Origin of the sequence: Frankia sp. CcI156 (genome assembly GCF_001983015.1) — a bacterium.
Taxonomy (GTDB): domain Bacteria; phylum Actinomycetota; class Actinomycetes; order Frankiales; family Frankiaceae; genus Frankia; species Frankia casuarinae.
In genome coordinates, this window is the sequence record NZ_MOMD01000041.1 from 45,830 (window position 1) to 61,706 (window position 15,877).

The 15,877-nt window shown below is 68.5% G+C and carries 13 protein-coding genes; 10 read left to right on the forward strand and 3 right to left on the reverse strand.

What is annotated here, in order from left to right; translation table 11 throughout:
• Positions 1–222 precede the first annotated feature (222 nt).
• Positions 223–630 carry a type II toxin-antitoxin system VapC family toxin gene (locus CcI156_RS15660; RefSeq protein ID WP_011437676.1) on the reverse strand — a complete coding sequence of 136 codons (408 nt, stop codon included), beginning with the start codon at positions 628–630 and terminating at the stop codon, positions 223–225.
• Positions 627–863 carry an AbrB/MazE/SpoVT family DNA-binding domain-containing protein gene (locus CcI156_RS15665; protein ID WP_035733247.1) on the reverse strand — a complete coding sequence of 79 codons (237 nt, stop codon included), beginning with the start codon at positions 861–863 and terminating at the stop codon, positions 627–629. Before CcI156_RS15665 ends, CcI156_RS15660 begins: the two co-directional genes overlap by 4 nt.
• 1,052 nt (positions 864–1,915) lie before the next feature.
• On the opposite strand from CcI156_RS15665, the gene CcI156_RS15675 reads away from it, so the two are divergent.
• The 7 genes from CcI156_RS15675 (at position 1,916) to CcI156_RS15705 (ending at position 9,835) form a co-directional block, all read left to right on the forward strand.
• Positions 1,916–2,767, forward strand: a complete 852-nt coding sequence (locus CcI156_RS15675; RefSeq protein WP_011437673.1) for a DUF72 domain-containing protein — start codon at positions 1,916–1,918, stop codon at positions 2,765–2,767.
• 96 nt (positions 2,768–2,863) lie between these two features.
• Positions 2,864–3,628 (forward strand): response regulator, encoded by a 765-nt coding sequence (locus tag CcI156_RS15680; RefSeq protein ID WP_035733253.1) that lies wholly within the window; start codon positions 2,864–2,866, stop codon positions 3,626–3,628.
• Between the two features lie 486 nt (positions 3,629–4,114).
• The gene (gene kdpF / locus CcI156_RS15685; protein ID WP_023840421.1) at positions 4,115–4,204 is read left to right on the forward strand and encodes a K(+)-transporting ATPase subunit F; all 90 of its coding nucleotides are present in this window, start codon (positions 4,115–4,117) and stop codon (positions 4,202–4,204) included.
• A complete protein-coding gene (kdpA, locus tag CcI156_RS15690; protein WP_076806490.1) occupies positions 4,205–5,866 on the forward strand; it encodes a potassium-transporting ATPase subunit KdpA in 1,662 nt (553 codons plus the stop codon).
• The gene (kdpB, locus tag CcI156_RS15695) at positions 5,867–8,029 is read left to right on the forward strand and encodes a potassium-transporting ATPase subunit KdpB (RefSeq protein WP_076806497.1); all 2,163 of its coding nucleotides are present in this window, start codon (positions 5,867–5,869) and stop codon (positions 8,027–8,029) included.
• A gap of 2 nt (positions 8,030–8,031) precedes the next feature.
• Positions 8,032–8,928, forward strand: a complete 897-nt coding sequence (locus CcI156_RS15700) for a potassium-transporting ATPase subunit C (RefSeq protein ID WP_011437669.1) — start codon at positions 8,032–8,034, stop codon at positions 8,926–8,928.
• A gap of 208 nt (positions 8,929–9,136) precedes the next feature.
• A complete protein-coding gene (locus tag CcI156_RS15705) occupies positions 9,137–9,835 on the forward strand; it encodes a response regulator (protein WP_076806499.1) in 699 nt (232 codons plus the stop codon).
• Between the two features lie 86 nt (positions 9,836–9,921).
• Here CcI156_RS15705 and CcI156_RS15710 read toward each other — a convergent pair whose 3' ends face one another.
• Positions 9,922–12,486, reverse strand: coding sequence for an ATP-binding protein (locus CcI156_RS15710; RefSeq protein ID WP_076806501.1), 2,565 nt, complete (start codon positions 12,484–12,486; stop codon positions 9,922–9,924).
• A 563-nt stretch (positions 12,487–13,049) separates the two neighbouring features.
• Here CcI156_RS15710 and CcI156_RS15715 point away from each other — a divergent pair.
• Genes CcI156_RS15715 through CcI156_RS15725 form a run of 3 tightly spaced genes read left to right on the forward strand, consistent with a single transcriptional unit; the run spans position 13,050 to position 15,846 of the window.
• Positions 13,050–14,672 (forward strand): AMP-binding protein, encoded by a 1,623-nt coding sequence (locus tag CcI156_RS15715; protein WP_076806503.1) that lies wholly within the window; start codon positions 13,050–13,052, stop codon positions 14,670–14,672.
• A complete protein-coding gene (locus CcI156_RS15720; RefSeq protein WP_011437665.1) occupies positions 14,669–14,908 on the forward strand; it encodes an acyl carrier protein in 240 nt (79 codons plus the stop codon). Before CcI156_RS15715 ends, CcI156_RS15720 begins: the two co-directional genes overlap by 4 nt.
• On the forward strand, positions 14,905–15,846 hold the full coding sequence (locus tag CcI156_RS15725) for a transglutaminase domain-containing protein (RefSeq protein WP_076806505.1): 942 nt from the start codon (positions 14,905–14,907) through the stop codon (positions 15,844–15,846). Before CcI156_RS15720 ends, CcI156_RS15725 begins: the two co-directional genes overlap by 4 nt.
• Positions 15,847–15,877 lie beyond the last annotated feature (31 nt).

Here is a 15,877-nt window from a genome sequence, read left to right on the forward strand (position 1 = left end):
TTTCAGGACCCATCTGGGCGGCGTCCCTGCTGACCCCGCGGACCGCTCCGGTCGTGTCGCTGTCGCCATGGGTGTAGAGGGTGTATGGACGGCCGATCGTAGCTTCCAAGATCGGATATTGGACGACGTCGCGGAACTACCGGAAAGTCGGATGCATCAATTGATTACGCGGCGCGTCCGTGAGGATCGGGAAGTGAAACGTACTCGGAGTCGTGAGCCACCTCAAGCGACAACAATGACCTTGACTCCAAGCGCGTCATAGGTCCCGCGTGCGCGAGCATCCCTCGTCGCGAGGGCCAGGCCGTGCTCCTTGGCAGCCAAAGCCACCAGCCCATCGTAGACGGCGCCCCCAACAATACCGACGCGACTCAACGTCGCGTGAACCTTCCGCGCATGCGGTCCGCTCAACGTTAACGGTGCAGTGAAGCGCACGTCGAGCAGACGCGCGGCGTCCGGCCCGGACAGTCTCGCGTCGCCGGGCATTCTGGTGAGTACCGAATAGGTCTCCACCAGCGCATACCCACTCAGCGCAAGCTCCCGCCCGCCCCACCATTGCACCACATCCGCGTGGTGCGTGTGCGAACGTACCAGGAGCGGAACCGCGACACTCGTGTCGACCGCAATGGTCACCTGCGGCCTGCGTCAATGAGGCCGAACAGGATGTCGTCGTCGACGGGCGTATCGCCGGCTGACACGAGCACACCATCCTCCTCGACGAGGCGCGCGGTCCTGCCGGCAGGCACGATCTGGACACCGGCGCCATAGGGCGAGATGTCCACCTTCGTTCCCGGGAACAGGCCCAGCGCCTCGCGGAGGAGCTTGGGCAACACGATCCGGCCCGCCTGATCGACAACGGCTTCCATGGGAAAACGATACCATTGTGATCCCATCGCCGGAGGCCTCGCCAGCCAGGGCGCGATGTTCCTCCGGGTCTGGAACCTCGCCCCCCACAAGGCCGGGCGAGATGATCGCGACTCCGGCGTCCGCATCCCCGCGTCGGTGGATGCGGCGGATCATTGTCGTGCGGTCGGCAAGAAGCGTGACATGAGAGGCGCGGTGTCCGGCGATGCGGTGTCCGGCGGCGCGGTGTCCGGCGGCGCGGTGTCCGGCGGCGCGGGTCGAGGCCGTCAGCTCGGCGAGCAGGTCGGAATCGAGGATGGTCATCGGCGCGATCACCGGGTCCTCGGGACCCTGGAGAGCAAGACGGAGCATCTCGCTGACCGCCTGGCGCCACAGGGGGACGTCGCGGAAGTCCCGMCGAAGAATAGTCAGGTTCAGCCAGACCAGCATCGCCCAGCACCCACACACCACGATCGAGGCCCGCGGTTGACGAACGGCCCCCGGGTCCGACCAGTCTGTGTGGCCCTCATGCGGTGGCGGTCTCCACGCACCGCCGCACGAACAGGCCGCCGTTCCCCAAGGCCGCCGATCCCCAAGACGTCGTCGAGCAGTCGCCGCATACGCTCGGTCTCTCGTCGGCGGTGCAACCGCGGATGTCAGCGGATGTCATCCGAAGCCGCCGTTGCCCAGTACCTCGGCGAACCGTCTCCGGTCAGGGCGTTTGAGGCGGGTCGGTGATGGTGCCGACGCCTGGACCCGGTCACAGGAAAGCTGTCGCGCTCGGAGAAGCCCAGCAGCCCGGCGGTATCAGTTCTCTCGTCCAAGTTGCCGGATCCGTGGCTGCGGGCCCTCCAGCTCCGGAGCTTGAAGGGCTCCAGATCCGTAGGTCAACTAGACTTCGCCAGTACGGAAAGGATAGTGGATCGCTGGAGCGCGGGCTGTCGGCCCGCGGCGCACCGGACGCCGGGGGCGGACTCGACGCCCGGACTACAGTACCTGTGGCACGGTCGCGACTTGGCGGGCGAACTCGGTTCCGGCTGCCTCGGGAGCAGTTTGTTCATGGAGGGCTTGGGTCATGCGTCTTCATGTGGGGTGCGCGATGTGGGCTCACAAGTCATGGCAAGGGCGCTTTCTGGCGCATCCGCTCCCGCCTCACGAACGCCTGCGAAACTACGCCAGCTGGTGCAACGCGGTCGAAGGGAATGCAACGTTCTATGCGACTCCGGCCAGGAGCGCCGTGGCCTCGTGGGCGCAGCAGACCGACGCCGACTTCCGATTCGTGATCAAGCTGCCAAAAACCATCACGCACGAACGCCGCCTGACGGGCGTCGACGAAGCGTTACACGCCTTCCTGGAAGCGATCGAGCCACTCGGCCCACGGGCCCATGCCCTCTGGATACAGCTACCAGGATCGTTCACCCCGGCCGACGTCCCCGTGCTTGCCCGCTTTCTGCGCCGGCTCACCAGGTCCCACCGGTACGCTGTGGAGGTCCGCCACCCCGCATTCTTCAACGACCCTCGCGCAGCGCGACTTCTCGAAGGAGTCCTTGCCGCCGCGACCGCCGAATGGATTCCATTCGACACCACCACATTCTTTCAAAGCCCGCCAGGCAGCGATGCCGAACGAGAAGCCTGGACCAGGAAACCGCGCGTGCCGCTCCGATCGCTCGCGTTGACCGACCGGCCGATCGTCCGCTACCTCGGCCGCGACGCCTCCACGCAGACGATCAAAGGCTGGCAGCGTTGGATTGACACTGCCATCGAGTGGCTGCGCGAGGGTCGATCACCCACCGTGTTTATTCACACCCCGGACAACGCCGACGCGCTACTACTCGCCCGCTGCTTCCACGATGACGTACGGGTACGGGTGCCTGAGCTCGATGCACTGCCTCAGCCGATACCGACCGAGCCCCTGACCCTCTTCTGATCCGGACGGGCGAAGGCRCAGGGGGCGAGGATGAGGGATGATGCCAGGGTAGGAGGCGCCGCCGGTCCGGAGGTGGCTGGAGGGGACGGGGCGGATATGACCCGTCTTCTGTTCGTGGAGGACGAACCGCAGCTGCTGCGGGCCATGCGAATCACCCTGCGCGCTCGGGGGTTCGAGGTACGCACAGCGCTGGACGGCCGGCACGCGCTGTCGGAGGCGGCGTCGTGCCCACCCGACCTGGTCATTCTGGATCTTGGCTTGCCCGACATGGACGGCGTTGAGGTCATCCAGGGGCTACGGGCTTGGACCGGGGTTCCCATCATCGTGTTGTCCGGTCGCGCCTCGGGCCACGACAAGGTGGCCGCGCTCGACGCCGGCGCCGACGACTACGTCACGAAGCCGTTCTCGATCGACGAGTTGCTGGCCCGGGTCCGGGCCGTGACCCGCCGCGCCACCAGCGCGGAATCGGTGACCGTTGTCGACCTCGGCCGGTACCGGATCGACCTCGGCGAAAAGCGAATCAGCTCACGAGACAGCGCCGACGCCGACGCCGACGCCGACGCCGACGCCGACGCGGGCAGCGGTCATGAGGATCCATCCGCGACCGGTGGAGAGGACAAGCCGGACGGTCCACGCCTCACCCCGACGGAATGGCGGCTGCTGGAAGCACTGGTACGCCACCCCGGCAAGCTCGTCAGCCATCAGCAGCTGATCAGCCAGGTCTGGGGTCCCGGCGTGGCGGACGACAGCTCCTCGCTCCGCCTCTACATCAACAAACTGCGTCGCAAACTCGAACCCGACCCGACCCGACCCCGCTACCTGACCACCGAACCGGGCCTGGGCTACCGCTACCAGCCGTAACCACCACGCCTCATTGGCACTCACGGTKGCGTCCGGACACCCCGGCGTCCGRACAMCCCGGCGTCTGGACACCCTTCGCGGGGATCACCTGGACAGGGCGGGGCGGACCGGCCTGGTCCCCGCCCGGGCGGCTGTCCGTGGACCACCGAGAGGTGTTCTGCGTCTCATCCGGGTTGTGCACACCGAGTTTTACGCGGGTGMGGATCTCGTCCGGGTCGGATGCCGTGTGAGCGCCGTGTTGAATTTTCGGGATTGGGCGTCATTGGACCGTTAGCTTCGCTGGTCCGCTGGCGRCAAGGGCTCGATACTGGCACCTKCCATCAGGCCAGGACACCGGCCAAGGCGGCGACATTTGTTCCGATCTCATCCAGATCCGATCTCATCCAAAGTAGAAGGCAGGAGTTCCGTGCGTGACGTTGTCTTCGTACTGCTGACCCTTGCGGTGTTCGCGGTACTCGGGCTAACCCTCAAGGCGGTGGAGAAGCTGTGAGCGTGGAGAACATCGCCGGCCTGATCCTTGCCGTAGCTCTCACGATCTTCCTCGTGGCGGCTCTGCTGTCCCCGGAGCGGTTCTAGATGGGCACGAACGCCGCAGGCGTCATCTTCATCGTCTCGATGGTGCTGGCTCTTGCCCTGACTTACCGGCCATTTGGCGACTATATGGCCCGGGTGTATATGAGCGGGAAGCACCTGCGGGTGGAACGCGGTATCTACCGGCTGGTCGGGGTGGATCCGGACGCCGAGCAGYGCTGGTCGGTGTATGCACGCAGCGTGCTGGCGTTCTCGCTCGTATCGGTGCTGTTCCTGTACCTGTTCCAGCGGGTGCAGAACCACCTGTGGCTGGCGCTGGGCCTGCCGGCGGYCAAGCCGGACCTGGCGTGGAACACGGCGGTCAGTTTCRCCACGAACACGAACTGGCAGGCCTATTCGGGTGAGTCGACGATGGGCCATCTGGTCCAGATGTCCGGTCTGGCGGTGCAGAACTTCGTGTCCGCCGCGGTAGGCATCGCGGTGGCGATCGCGGTGGTGCGCGGCTTCGCCCGGAAGAAGACCGACCAGCTGGGAAACTTCTGGGTGGACCTGGTCCGCACCGTCGTGCGGATCCTGCTGCCGGTCTGCGCGCTCGCGGCGATCGTGCTGATCGTCGGCGGCGCGATCCAGAACTTCCACGGGAACACCACGGTCCCCACCCTGGCCGGGGGGGAGCAGGCGGTCACCGGGGGTCCGGTCGCCAGCCAGGAGGCCATCAAGGACTTCGGCACCAACGGCGGCGGCTTCTACAACGCCAACTCCTCGCATCCCTTCGAGAACCCGACCTCCTGGACGAACTGGTTCGAGATCTACCTGCTGCTGTCGATCGGGTTCGCGTTGCCGCGGACGTTCGGCAAGATGGTCGGCAGCACCCGGCAGGGGCTGGCGATCGTCGCGGTGATGGCGGTGCTGGCGCTGGGCAGTCTGGGAGCCAACGAGGTGTTCCAGGCGATCCACCACGGCACGGTGCCGACAGCGGTCGGGGCGGCCCGCGAGGCTACGGAGACCCGGTTCGGTGTGCCGGATTCGGCGCTGTTCGCCACGGGGACGACGCTGACGTCAACCGGGTCCGTCGACTCGTTCCATGACTCGTACACCAGCCTGGGTGGCGCGACGCTGCTGTTCAACATGATGCTCGGCGAGGTCGCGCCCGGCGGCACCGGATCGGGACTCTACGGCATCCTGGTCCTTGCAGTGATCACGGTGTTCGTCGCGGGTTTGATGATCGGACGAACGCCGGAGTACCTGGGCAAGAAGATCGGTAGTCGAGAGATCAAGTTCGCCTCGCTGTATTTCCTCACGATGCCGGTCATCGTGCTGGTCGGCACCGGCCTGGCGATGGCGCTGCCGGGGGAACGGGCGGGGATGCTCAACAGCGRGCCGCACGGCCTGTCCGAGGTGCTCTACGCCTTCACCTCGGCGGCGAACAACAACGGCTCGGCGTTCGCCGGCATCACGGTGAACACCGACTGGTACAACACCGCGCTCGGCCTCGCGATGGCGTTCGGGCGGTTCCTGCCGATGGTCTTCGTGTTGGGGCTGGCCGGATCGTTGGCGAAACAGCAGCCGGTGCCGGAAACCGCGGGAACACTACCGACGCATCGCCCGCAGTTCGTCGGCATGCTAACCGGCGTTACCGTGATCATCGTCGCTCTGACCTTCTTCCCGGCGCTCGCGCTCGGGCCGCTTGCGGAGGGTTTGCACTAGATGTMCACCTMGACCATTGCGGGTACGCCGGTTCCGGCGCCCGCGCCGACCCCGCCGCCGGCTCCCCGGCGAGTGCAGGGGGGGCTGCTCGACCCGACGATGCTCCTGCGGTCGACRCCGGGCGCGCTGCGCAAGCTCGACCCGCGCACGCTGTGGCGCAACCCGGTGATGTTCATCGTGGAGATCGGCGCGGTGTTCACCACCGTCCTGGCGATTCGGGACGAGACCGCGTTCAGCTGGCTGATCACGGTCTGGCTCTGGCTGACCGTGCTGTTCGCCAACCTCGCCGAAGCGGTTGCGGAGGGCCGCGGCAGGGCCCAGGCGGACGCGCTACGCCGCACCAAGACTGACACGATCGCCCACCGRCTGCGCGACGACGGCCGGCTTGAGGAGGTGCCCGCGCCGCGGCTGCGGCAGGGCGACACCGTCGTCGTCGAGGCCGGTCAGTTCATCCCCGGGGACGGYGACGTCATCGAGGGGATTGYCAGCGTTGACGAGTCGGCCATCACCGGTGAGTCCGCGCCGGTGATCCGGGAGTMCGGCGGTGATCGCAGTTCGGTGACCGGCGGCACCCGGGTGCTGTCGGACCGGATCGTCGTGCGGATCACTCAGAAACCGGGCGAGAGCTTCATCGACCGGATGATTGCGCTGGTGGAGGGGGCGAATCGGCAGAAGACCCYGAACGAGATCGCGCTGAACATCCTGCTGGCCGCCCTGACGCTCACCTTTCTGCTCGCTGTCGCGACCCTGCAGCCGTTGGCGATCTTCTCGAAGGCGCAGCTGCCGGGCGTGCCGGACACCGGTGCGCTGAACGGCGACGGCCTGTCCGGGATCGTGATGGTGTCACTGCTGGTCTGCCTGATTCCGACGACAATCGGCGCGTTGCTGTCCGCGATCGGCATCGCCGGCATGGACCGGCTGGTCCAACGCAACGTGCTGGCCATGTCCGGCCGGGCCGTCGAGGCCGCCGGCGATGTCAATACCCTCCTGCTCGACAAGACCGGGACGATCACCATTGGCAACCGGGAGGCACGGGCCTTCGTCCCGGTCGGCGGCACATCGGAGAATGACCTGGCCAGCGCGGCCCAGCTGTCCTCGCTCGCGGACGAGACCCCCGAGGGCCGCTCCATCGTCGTGCACGCGAAGAACACCTACGGCCTGCGGGAGCGCGGTCCCGGCGAGCTCAGCCACGCCCGGTTCGTGGCGTTCACCGCCCAGACCCGGATGTCCGGGGTCGACCTCGATGYGATCGACGGGGGGGCGAACCGGCAGGTGCGCAAGGGAGCGGCCAGCGCGGTGATCACCTGGGTGCRCGATCTTGGTGGCGCCGTGCCCGCGGAGACCGGGGAGATCGTGGACGGCATCTCCGCTTCCGGTGGCACCCCGCTGGTCGTCGCCGAGGCCACCGATGGCGGCCTGGCCCGCGTCCTGGGCGTGATCCAGCTCAAGGACGTCGTCAAGCAGGGCATGCGTGAGCGGTTCGACGAGATGCGCCGGATGGGCATCCGCACCATTATGATCACCGGTGACAATCCGCTGACCGCCCGGTCGATCGCCGAGGAGGCGGGCGTCGACGACTTCCTCGCCGAGGCCACGCCCGAAGACAAGATGGCCCTGATCAAACGAGAGCAGGCCGGCGGCAAGCTCGTCGCAATGACCGGCGACGGCACCAACGACGCCCCTGCGCTCGCCCAGGCCGATGTCGGCGTGGCGATGAACACCGGCACGTCGGCCGCCAAGGAGGCCGGCAACATGGTCGACCTCGACTCCAACCCGACGAAGCTGATCGAGATCGTCGAGATCGGGAAGCAGCTGCTCATCACCCGCGGGGCGCTGACCACCTTCTCGATCGCCAACGACATCGCCAAGTACTTCGCGATCATCCCGGCGATGTTCGCGGCGATCTACCCCGGGCTGGACGCGCTCAACCTCATGCGGCTGCACAGCCCGCAGTCGGCGATCCTCTCCGCCGTCATCTTCAACGCGCTCGTCATCGTCGCCCTGATCCCGCTGGCGCTGCGCGGCGTCCGTTACACCCCGTCCAGCGCGTCGGCGATGCTGCGTCGCAACCTCTACATCTACGGCGTCGGCGGTCTGATCATCCCGTTCGTCGGGATCAAACTCATCGACCTTGTCATCCAGTTCATCCCGGGAGCCCGGTAACCATGCCTGCGACCCGACTTCCCTCCTTCGTGCGGCAGCACCTCGCCGCCTTCCGCGCACTGCTCGTGCTGACCGTGCTGACCGGCATCGCCTATCCGCTGGTCATCACGGCCATCGCGCAGCTTCCCGGGCTGAAGGATAAGGCGAACGGCTCGTTCGTCACGAACGCCAGCGGCCAGATCGTCGGCTCAGCCGAGATCGGCCAACTGTTCACCGACGACAAGGGCAACCCGATTCCCAAATACTTCCAGTCCCGCCCCTCGGCGGCCGGCGACGGGTACGACCCGACGTCGACGTCCGCGTCCAACCTCGGCCCGGAAAACATCGTCGACAGTTTCGACGACCCGGCCACCAAGGACGAGGACGAAAGCAGCCAGAGCCTGCTCACCCAGGTCTGCGCCCGCAGCAAGGCCATCGGTGACCTGGAAGGGGTCGACGGCCGGCGTCCCTTCTGCACCGCGAACGGCGTCGGCGCGGTCCTGTCGGTGTTCCGGACCGGCGGCACCACCGGACCGGTCACCCGGGTCGTCAGCATCAACGAGGAGTGCCCGGCCGCGCCCTTCGTCGCCACGTACCAAGGCGTCAAGGTCGAGTGCGCCAGGTTCGGCGAGGACTACTCGGCCGGCGTCACTGCGCCGGTCAAGGGGCCGGGTAAGGGCACGGACAACCCGGTCCCGCCGGACGCGGTCACCGCTTCCGGCAGCGGCCTCGACCCCGACATCTCCCCGGCCTACGCCTACCTGCAGGTGAACCGGGTCGCGAAGGAACGCGGTCTCGACCCGGCCACGGTCCACGCGCTGGTCCACGACCACGAAGACGGTCGGGCGCTGGGCTTCATGGGCGAACCCACGGTCAACGTCCTCACCCTGAACCTGGCCCTCGACAGGACGACCAGGTAGCTGGACTGGCCCGGGTGACGCTGGCCCGGGGGCGGTGCGCAGGACCCGTCCCGCGCACCGCCCACTGCGGCCGGGGCACTTTCCCAGACAAACTCCCGGGTCGAAGCTATGGACGGAACGCTCAGCCCCGAGGACACCCCGGCGGAGGCCTCACGATGGTTCGCACCCTGCCCGCCGTACCGCTCGGTTCACTGCCGGGAGACGACGCGTGACCAGCGTACTCGTGGTGGACGACGACCCACGGCTGCTCCGCGCGCTACACATCACCCTGCGCGCCCGCGGCTACCAGGTCACCGTCGCCGCGGACGGAAGCCGCGCGCTCGCCGCCGCCGCCGAACACGAACCCGATATCATCCTGCTCGACCTCGGGCTTCCCGACCTCGACGGCGTTGACGTCATCCACGCCCTGCGCGGCTGGACCGCCGCCCCGGTCATCGTGCTCTCCGGACGCGCCGGCAGCAGCGATAAGATCGCAGCGTTGGACGCCGGTGCCGACGACTACGTCACCAAGCCCTTCCGGGTCGACGAACTGCTCGCCCGGCTGCGCGCCGTCGTCCGGCGCACCCCGCCGCCCACCGAACCGCTCACCGTCGCCCTGGGCGACTATCTGATCGACCTCGACGCACGGCGCGTCACCCGCAAACCCGACAGCGCCCGCCCGGACGGCCCCGCCGAGGTCCGGCTCACCCCCACGGAATGGCACCTGCTCGACGTCCTGGTCCGCCACCCCGAAAAGCTACTGACCTACCGGGATCTGCTGYCCCGGGCCGGCGGGCCCGCACCCAAGGAGCAGAGCCACTACCTGCGCCAGTACATCGGCCGGCTGCGCCACAAACTTGAACTCAACCCGGCACAGCCCCGCCACCTCATCACCGAGCCAGGCATGGGCTACCGGTTCCAACCATGACCTTGTTATCCAGTCATGACCTTGTTGTCCAGTTATGACCTTGTTGTCAAACTATGACCTCGTTGTCTGTTGACCGTCCCGCGATCTCAGGCCGCACCGTCCGCCGGCTGGGTAGAATCGCCGACCGTCGCGACCGGCAGCGCTACCACCATGGTCAGGCCCCCGCCGGGGGTGTCCTCCGGTGTCAGGGTGCCGCCCATCGCCTCCGTCAGGCCTCGGGAGAGCGCGAGGCCCAGCCCGATGCCGCTGGCGTTGTCGGTGTCGCCCAGCCGCTGGAACGGCGTGAACGCCTGGTCACGGTCCTCCGCGGGCAGTCCAGGCCCGCGGTCGATGACCCGCAGCTGGATCCGGTCGTGCAACGCACTGGCGGTGATCAGCGGGGGCTGGCCCGGGGGTGAGTAGCGGRCCGCGTTGGACAGCAGGTTGGCGATCACCCGTTCCAGCAGCGCCGGGTCGRCGTAGGCCAGCGGAAGGTCGTCCGGGACCGTCACAGCCACGTCGCGAGCCGCCGGGCCCAGGTCGCGCAGCACGCCGGGAATCACGTCGTCGAGCCCGACCGGGGCGGGGAACACGCTCAGGCGTCCAGCCTGCAACCGGCTCATGTCGAGCAGGTTCTCCACCAGCCGGGCCAGGTGGTCCAACGCTTCCTCAGCGGTGGCGAGCAGTTCCGCCTGCTCCTCGGCGCTCCACTCGACCTCGTTGCCGCGCAGGTTCGCGACTGCCGCCGAGGCCGTGGCGAGCGGGCTGCGCAGGTCGTGGCTGACGGCAGTGAGCAGGGCGCGGCGGGTGCGGTCCGCTTCGGCGAGTGGCCCGGCTTCCGCTGCCACCTGGGCCAGCCGTCGCTGTTCGAGGGCGACCGCGGCCTGCGCGGCGAAGGCGGTGAGTACCCGGCGGTCCGCCGCGGGCAGCGGCCGGCCCCGCAGGACCAACGTCAGGTTCTCGCTGACCGGTACCTCCGTGTCGGCCTCGTCCGGCCGCAGGCATGGGTCGGGCCCRGCGCTGTCGACCACCCGCCAGCCGTGGCGGTCTGCCTTGCGGGCGCCGTTCTGACCGCCCTCGGCCGCGCGTTCGAGCAGGGCGACCGAGGTCAGCCCGAACGTCTCCCGCACCTGCGTGAGCAGCGCCGGCAGTGCCTGCTCGCCGCGCAGCACGCTCCCGGCCAGGGTCGAGAGCATCTCCGCCTCCGCGGTGGCGCGTACCGCCTGGCTGGTCCGCCGGGCGRCCAGGTCGACCACGCTGCTCACCATCACCGCAACCGCCAGGAACGCCAGGAGCGCGAGAACGTTGTTACTCTCAGCGACGATGAAGCGGTGTACTGGTTGGATGAAGTAGTAGTTCAGCAGCAGCAAGCCGCCGACCGCGGCCAGCAGTGCCGGCAGCAGGCCGCCCACCAGCGCCACAGCGACCACCACGATCAGGAACCCCAGCACGTTGCTGGTCAGGTTGAGACCGGTCCGCTGGTGCGTCAACGCAAGGGTCAGCAGCGGCAGCAGCACGACCGCGGCCAGGACACCGGCAAGCCGCCGCCGGAGGGTCAGCCCACGGGCCCGGCGGGGCAGCAGCCGCCCCTTGCCCACCTCCTCATGGGTGACCAGGTGCACGTCGATCGGCCCGGACAGTTTCGTTGTCGTGACGCCGATACCAGGGTCGATCATGTGGGCCAGCCGGCCGCGCCGGCTCGCGCCTAGCACGAGCTGGGTCGCGTTCTCCGCTCGGGCGAATTCAAGCAGCGCRATGGGAATGTCGTCCCCGACCACCTGGTGGTAGCTGCCGCCCAGGCTCTCCACCAACACCCGCTGCCGGGCCAGGTGCGCGGGCGACGCACCGGCCAGGCCATCGGATCGGGTGACGTGGACCGCGAGCAGGTCCGCACCCTTGGCGCGATCCGCGATCCGCGCCGCCCGGCGGATCAGCGTGTCGCCCTCAGGGCCGCCGGTCAGTGCGACAACCACCCGCTCCCGCGTCTCCCAGATGCCRGAGATCTGGTGCTCGGTGCGGTAGTGATCGAGCTGTTCGTCCACCTTGTCGGCCAGCCACAGCAGCGCCAACTCCCGCAGCGCGGTCAGATTGYCGACTCGGAAGTAGTTGCCCAGCGCGGCGTCGACCTTGTCTGGGCCGTAGATGTTGCCGTGGACCATCCGCCGCCGCAGCGCCTCCGGTGTCATATCGACCAGTTCGACCTGTTCGGCGGCGCGTACCACTGCGTCCGGCACGGTCTCCCGCTGCGGGACTCCGGTGATCCTTTCCACGACGTCGTTGAGTGACTCCAGATGTTGGATGTTCAATGTCGACAGCACGTCGATGCCCGCGTTCAACAGCTCGTGGACGTCCTGCCAGCGCTTGGCGTTCCGGCACCCCGGGACGGTCGTGTGCGCCAGCTCGTCGACGAGCACCACCGCTGGCGCGCGGGCCAGGATCGCATCCACGTCCATCTCGGTAAAGGTGGCACCGCGGTAGGAGACCGTGCGGYGGGGCATGATTTCCAATCCGTCCAGCAACGCGGCGGTCCGCGGTCGCCCATGGGTCTCCACCAGCCCRACCACGACGTCCGTTCCGCGTGCCTTGCGCCGCTGAGCCTCACAGAGCATGTCGTAGGTCTTGCCCACCCCGGGCGCCGCGCCGAGGTAGATCCGCAGTCTGCCGCTCGCCATACGTCCCAGTTTCCGCGTACGAGCCGCCGCTCACGAGCCTGCGGGGCGATACGTGACCAGCTGATCGAGGCAGTCGGAGCGGGCTGCGYGATCCACACCGGCGGCAACCTCACGCTACGTGGGCCAGCCGACGCCCTCGTTCTCCGCGCGCTGGTCACGGCCACCGCCGCTGCCTGAAGATCACGTACGGCATAATGGACACCAAGGCCATCAGGCCGAGCGCGAACGGGTACCCGAACTCCCAGGGCCGCGCAGAGATCGCGCTACGTTGTGATCGGTGACGGCTTGTAGCCGTGCTGTGAGGTGGCTCGCGGCGCCCTGGGTGACGCGGCGCGAGCGAAGCGCCGCTTTCCCCACGCGTACCCGACACGGGTCGCGCGCACCAGCTCCGCACACCCAGATACCGGTTCAAGGAACACGGCAAAGATCGTCGAAATCGAACGATTGATTGAAGATTAGTAACCTTCTTGCGCTCTGACGTAACTTGTGTTTCGCTTCCATTGATTCCGTCAATCTCCCGATTTGGGGCGTTATTTCGTTTATTCGGGCAAGGGGGAGACCTGGTGAGCGCGCTCTGGGATGCGGTAGGCACCAACGCCCGCCCGAAGACGGCACTGCACCTGCCGTTCGAGGGACGATCCGTACCCGTCACGCAACTGCTGGCCGACGCCGAGCGGACGGCAACAGTGATCGCCGGCCGGCGTCGCGTCGGCATCCTGATGGCCAACGGCGAACCCTGGCTGCGCGGGCTGCTCGCGTGCTTCCGGATCGGGGCTGCCGCGGTGCCCATCGCCCTCCCCGTGGCGTTCGGGRGCAGCGAGGGCTACCAGAAGCACCTGCGCCGCGTCATCGAGGACGCCGAGCTGGAGACCCTGCTGGTGGACGGCCAGAGCGCGCACCTGCTCAGCCGGCTCGGAACGTTGCCRAACGTCCGGCTGGACGACATCACGGAGGTACCCGAGATCACGGAGGTACCCGAGCCGGCCGGGCCGGTCGGTGAGAACCCGGCCGACGAGTTCGCGGTGATCCAGTACACCTCCGGTAGCACCTCGGCGCCCAAGGGCGTCGCGCTGACCGCCGGCACCATCCTGGCCGGCCTGGCGGCCATAGCCGACGGCCTGGGCCTGACCGAGACCGACGAGATCGGCATCTGGCTGCCGCTGTTCCACGACATGGGCCTGTTCGGCATGCTCGCGCACCTGGCCAGGGGCTGCTCAGTCAACCTCTGGCGCACCACCGACTTCCTCCGGGACACCCGCGGGTGGCTGGCTGGCGCGGCGGCGTCCGGCGCCAGCGTGCTGCCCATGCCCAACTTCGCCTATCAGCRCATGGTCGACGCGGTCGAAGCCGGCGGCGCTCCCGACGGACTCGATCTGTCCGGGTGGCGGGCCGCCTGCAACGGCGCCGAGCCCGTGCGGTGGTCGACGCTGGAGGCATTCAACCGGGTGTTCGGCCCGTACGGGTTCCGGCCCGAGGCGATGCTTCCGTGCTACGGCATGGCCGAAGCCACGCTCGTCGTCAGCTGGGCGACGCCGAAGGACCTGCCGTGGCACCTCACCGTCGACCGGTTCGCCCTCGCGCCGGGCGACGAGGTCGCCCGCGTCGCCCCGGAGGCCGACAACGCCCGTGAGGTCGTCGCCTGCGGTTCGGCGGCGCCGGGCATCGCCTTCCGGATCGACGCCCCGGGTGCCGGTCAGGTCGGTGAGGTCCAGATCCGTGGCGCGGCCGTGATGGGCGGCTACCTCGGGSTGCCCGCCGACCAACAGCCCTTCACCTCCGACGGCTGGTTGCGCACCGGCGACCTCGGGTTCGAGGCCGAGGGCGAGTTGTTCCTGGTCGGCCGCCTCAAGGACATGGCAATCATCCGCGGTCAGAACTACTACGCCGAAGACGTTGAGCAGATCGCGCGCCGCGTCCAGGGTTTCGACGTCCGGGCCTGCGCCGCCCTCCAGGCCAGGGACGGCGGCTTCGAGCACCTCGCGGTCCTCGTCGAGACGCCGMTCGAGGGTGCGGAGGCCGCCGCTCTGACGAGTGCCGTCGAGGCGGCCATCTCCGCTGAGCTCGGCCCCGGGGTGGCGTTCGTGCACCCCGTGCCCGTCCGCTCCATCCCGCACACCAGCTCCGGCAAGGTTCGCCGCCAAGCCGCCAGGGACCTCTACCAGAAGACCGTGAAGGACGCCTCATGAGTATGCAGACCGTCGAGGACGCGGTGGCCACCGCCCTGGCCAACCGGCTGCAGATGGACAAGGCCGACATCGACCTGGATCTCCCCATGCACCTGCTACCGAAGATCGAGTCGGTGGTGATCCTCAGCGTGGTKGTGGATCTCGAGGACGCACTGAGTGTGGCGATTCCCGACGACGTCCCGTTCGCGGCAGTTACCGCGCGTGACCTTGCCGAGCTCATCAAGGAACTCATGTGAGACTCCGCTTCGAGCCGACCCCGCCGGACCTGGCCGTCTTCGACACCACCCTCGCCGACGCGGCCACCGTGCTGTGCACCGACGAAGCCGGGGTCGCCGCGCTCGGCCTGCGGCAGGTCGACGGCCTGCTCGACTACACCGACGTCGCCAACGCGGCGCTGCACTCGGGCACCGGCACCACGGTGCCCGAACTAGCCAGGCGGCTGCTCATGCGGTTCGTGGCGGCCGAGCCGGACAGTTGGTTCGTGCCCCTGGACTGGACGGTTGCGGTACACCKGGCACCCACCGGTGAGACCTTCCAGGTGGCGGTCCCGGAGCTCGACGCCGAGGGCGTCGAGCTCCTGGACGACCCGGCTGCCGACCTGCCGCGGCCGGTCGTCGCCGAGGGTTATCAGGTCGATCCGTACCAGGTGCGCGTCCGGCTCACCGGCGAGCGTTTCGACATCGCCGACCGCCGGATCCGCGCGGCGTTCGATGACGTCCTCGGTGCCTTCGACAGCGGCGCGGTGCGCTATCAGGCGATCGCCGAGCCGCTGCGCACCGACCACCGACGGTCCTGGGATCTGGGTGTCGCCGACTGCGTCGTGGCGGGGAGGGTCCTCGCCGACCGGCTGCGGGCCGAAGGATTCCAGGCGCGGGCCCGCCGCGGCTTCCTGCTGGGCCTCGTCGGCAACGACCACGGCTGGTGCGAGGTCCACCTCGACGGTCAGTGGCGCGCCCTGGACCCGGCGTTCGCCTACCTCGCGGCCGAGCATRGCCGGGACGGCGGGGCGGAGTTCCGGGCGGCCTGCCGTGGCAGCCGGTTCAACCGCCTGCTGCCGTGCGCCGTGGCCGAGCCGGCCGCGCTGTTCCTGCGGCCGGACGGCACGCCGCCGGCGGCGTGGGCCTTCGGGGCCGTGTCCTCACGTCTTCGGCGCGCTGTCGTCAGCCGAGCCTGAAGAGATCTGAAGAGACCTGAAGAGAGTGGTC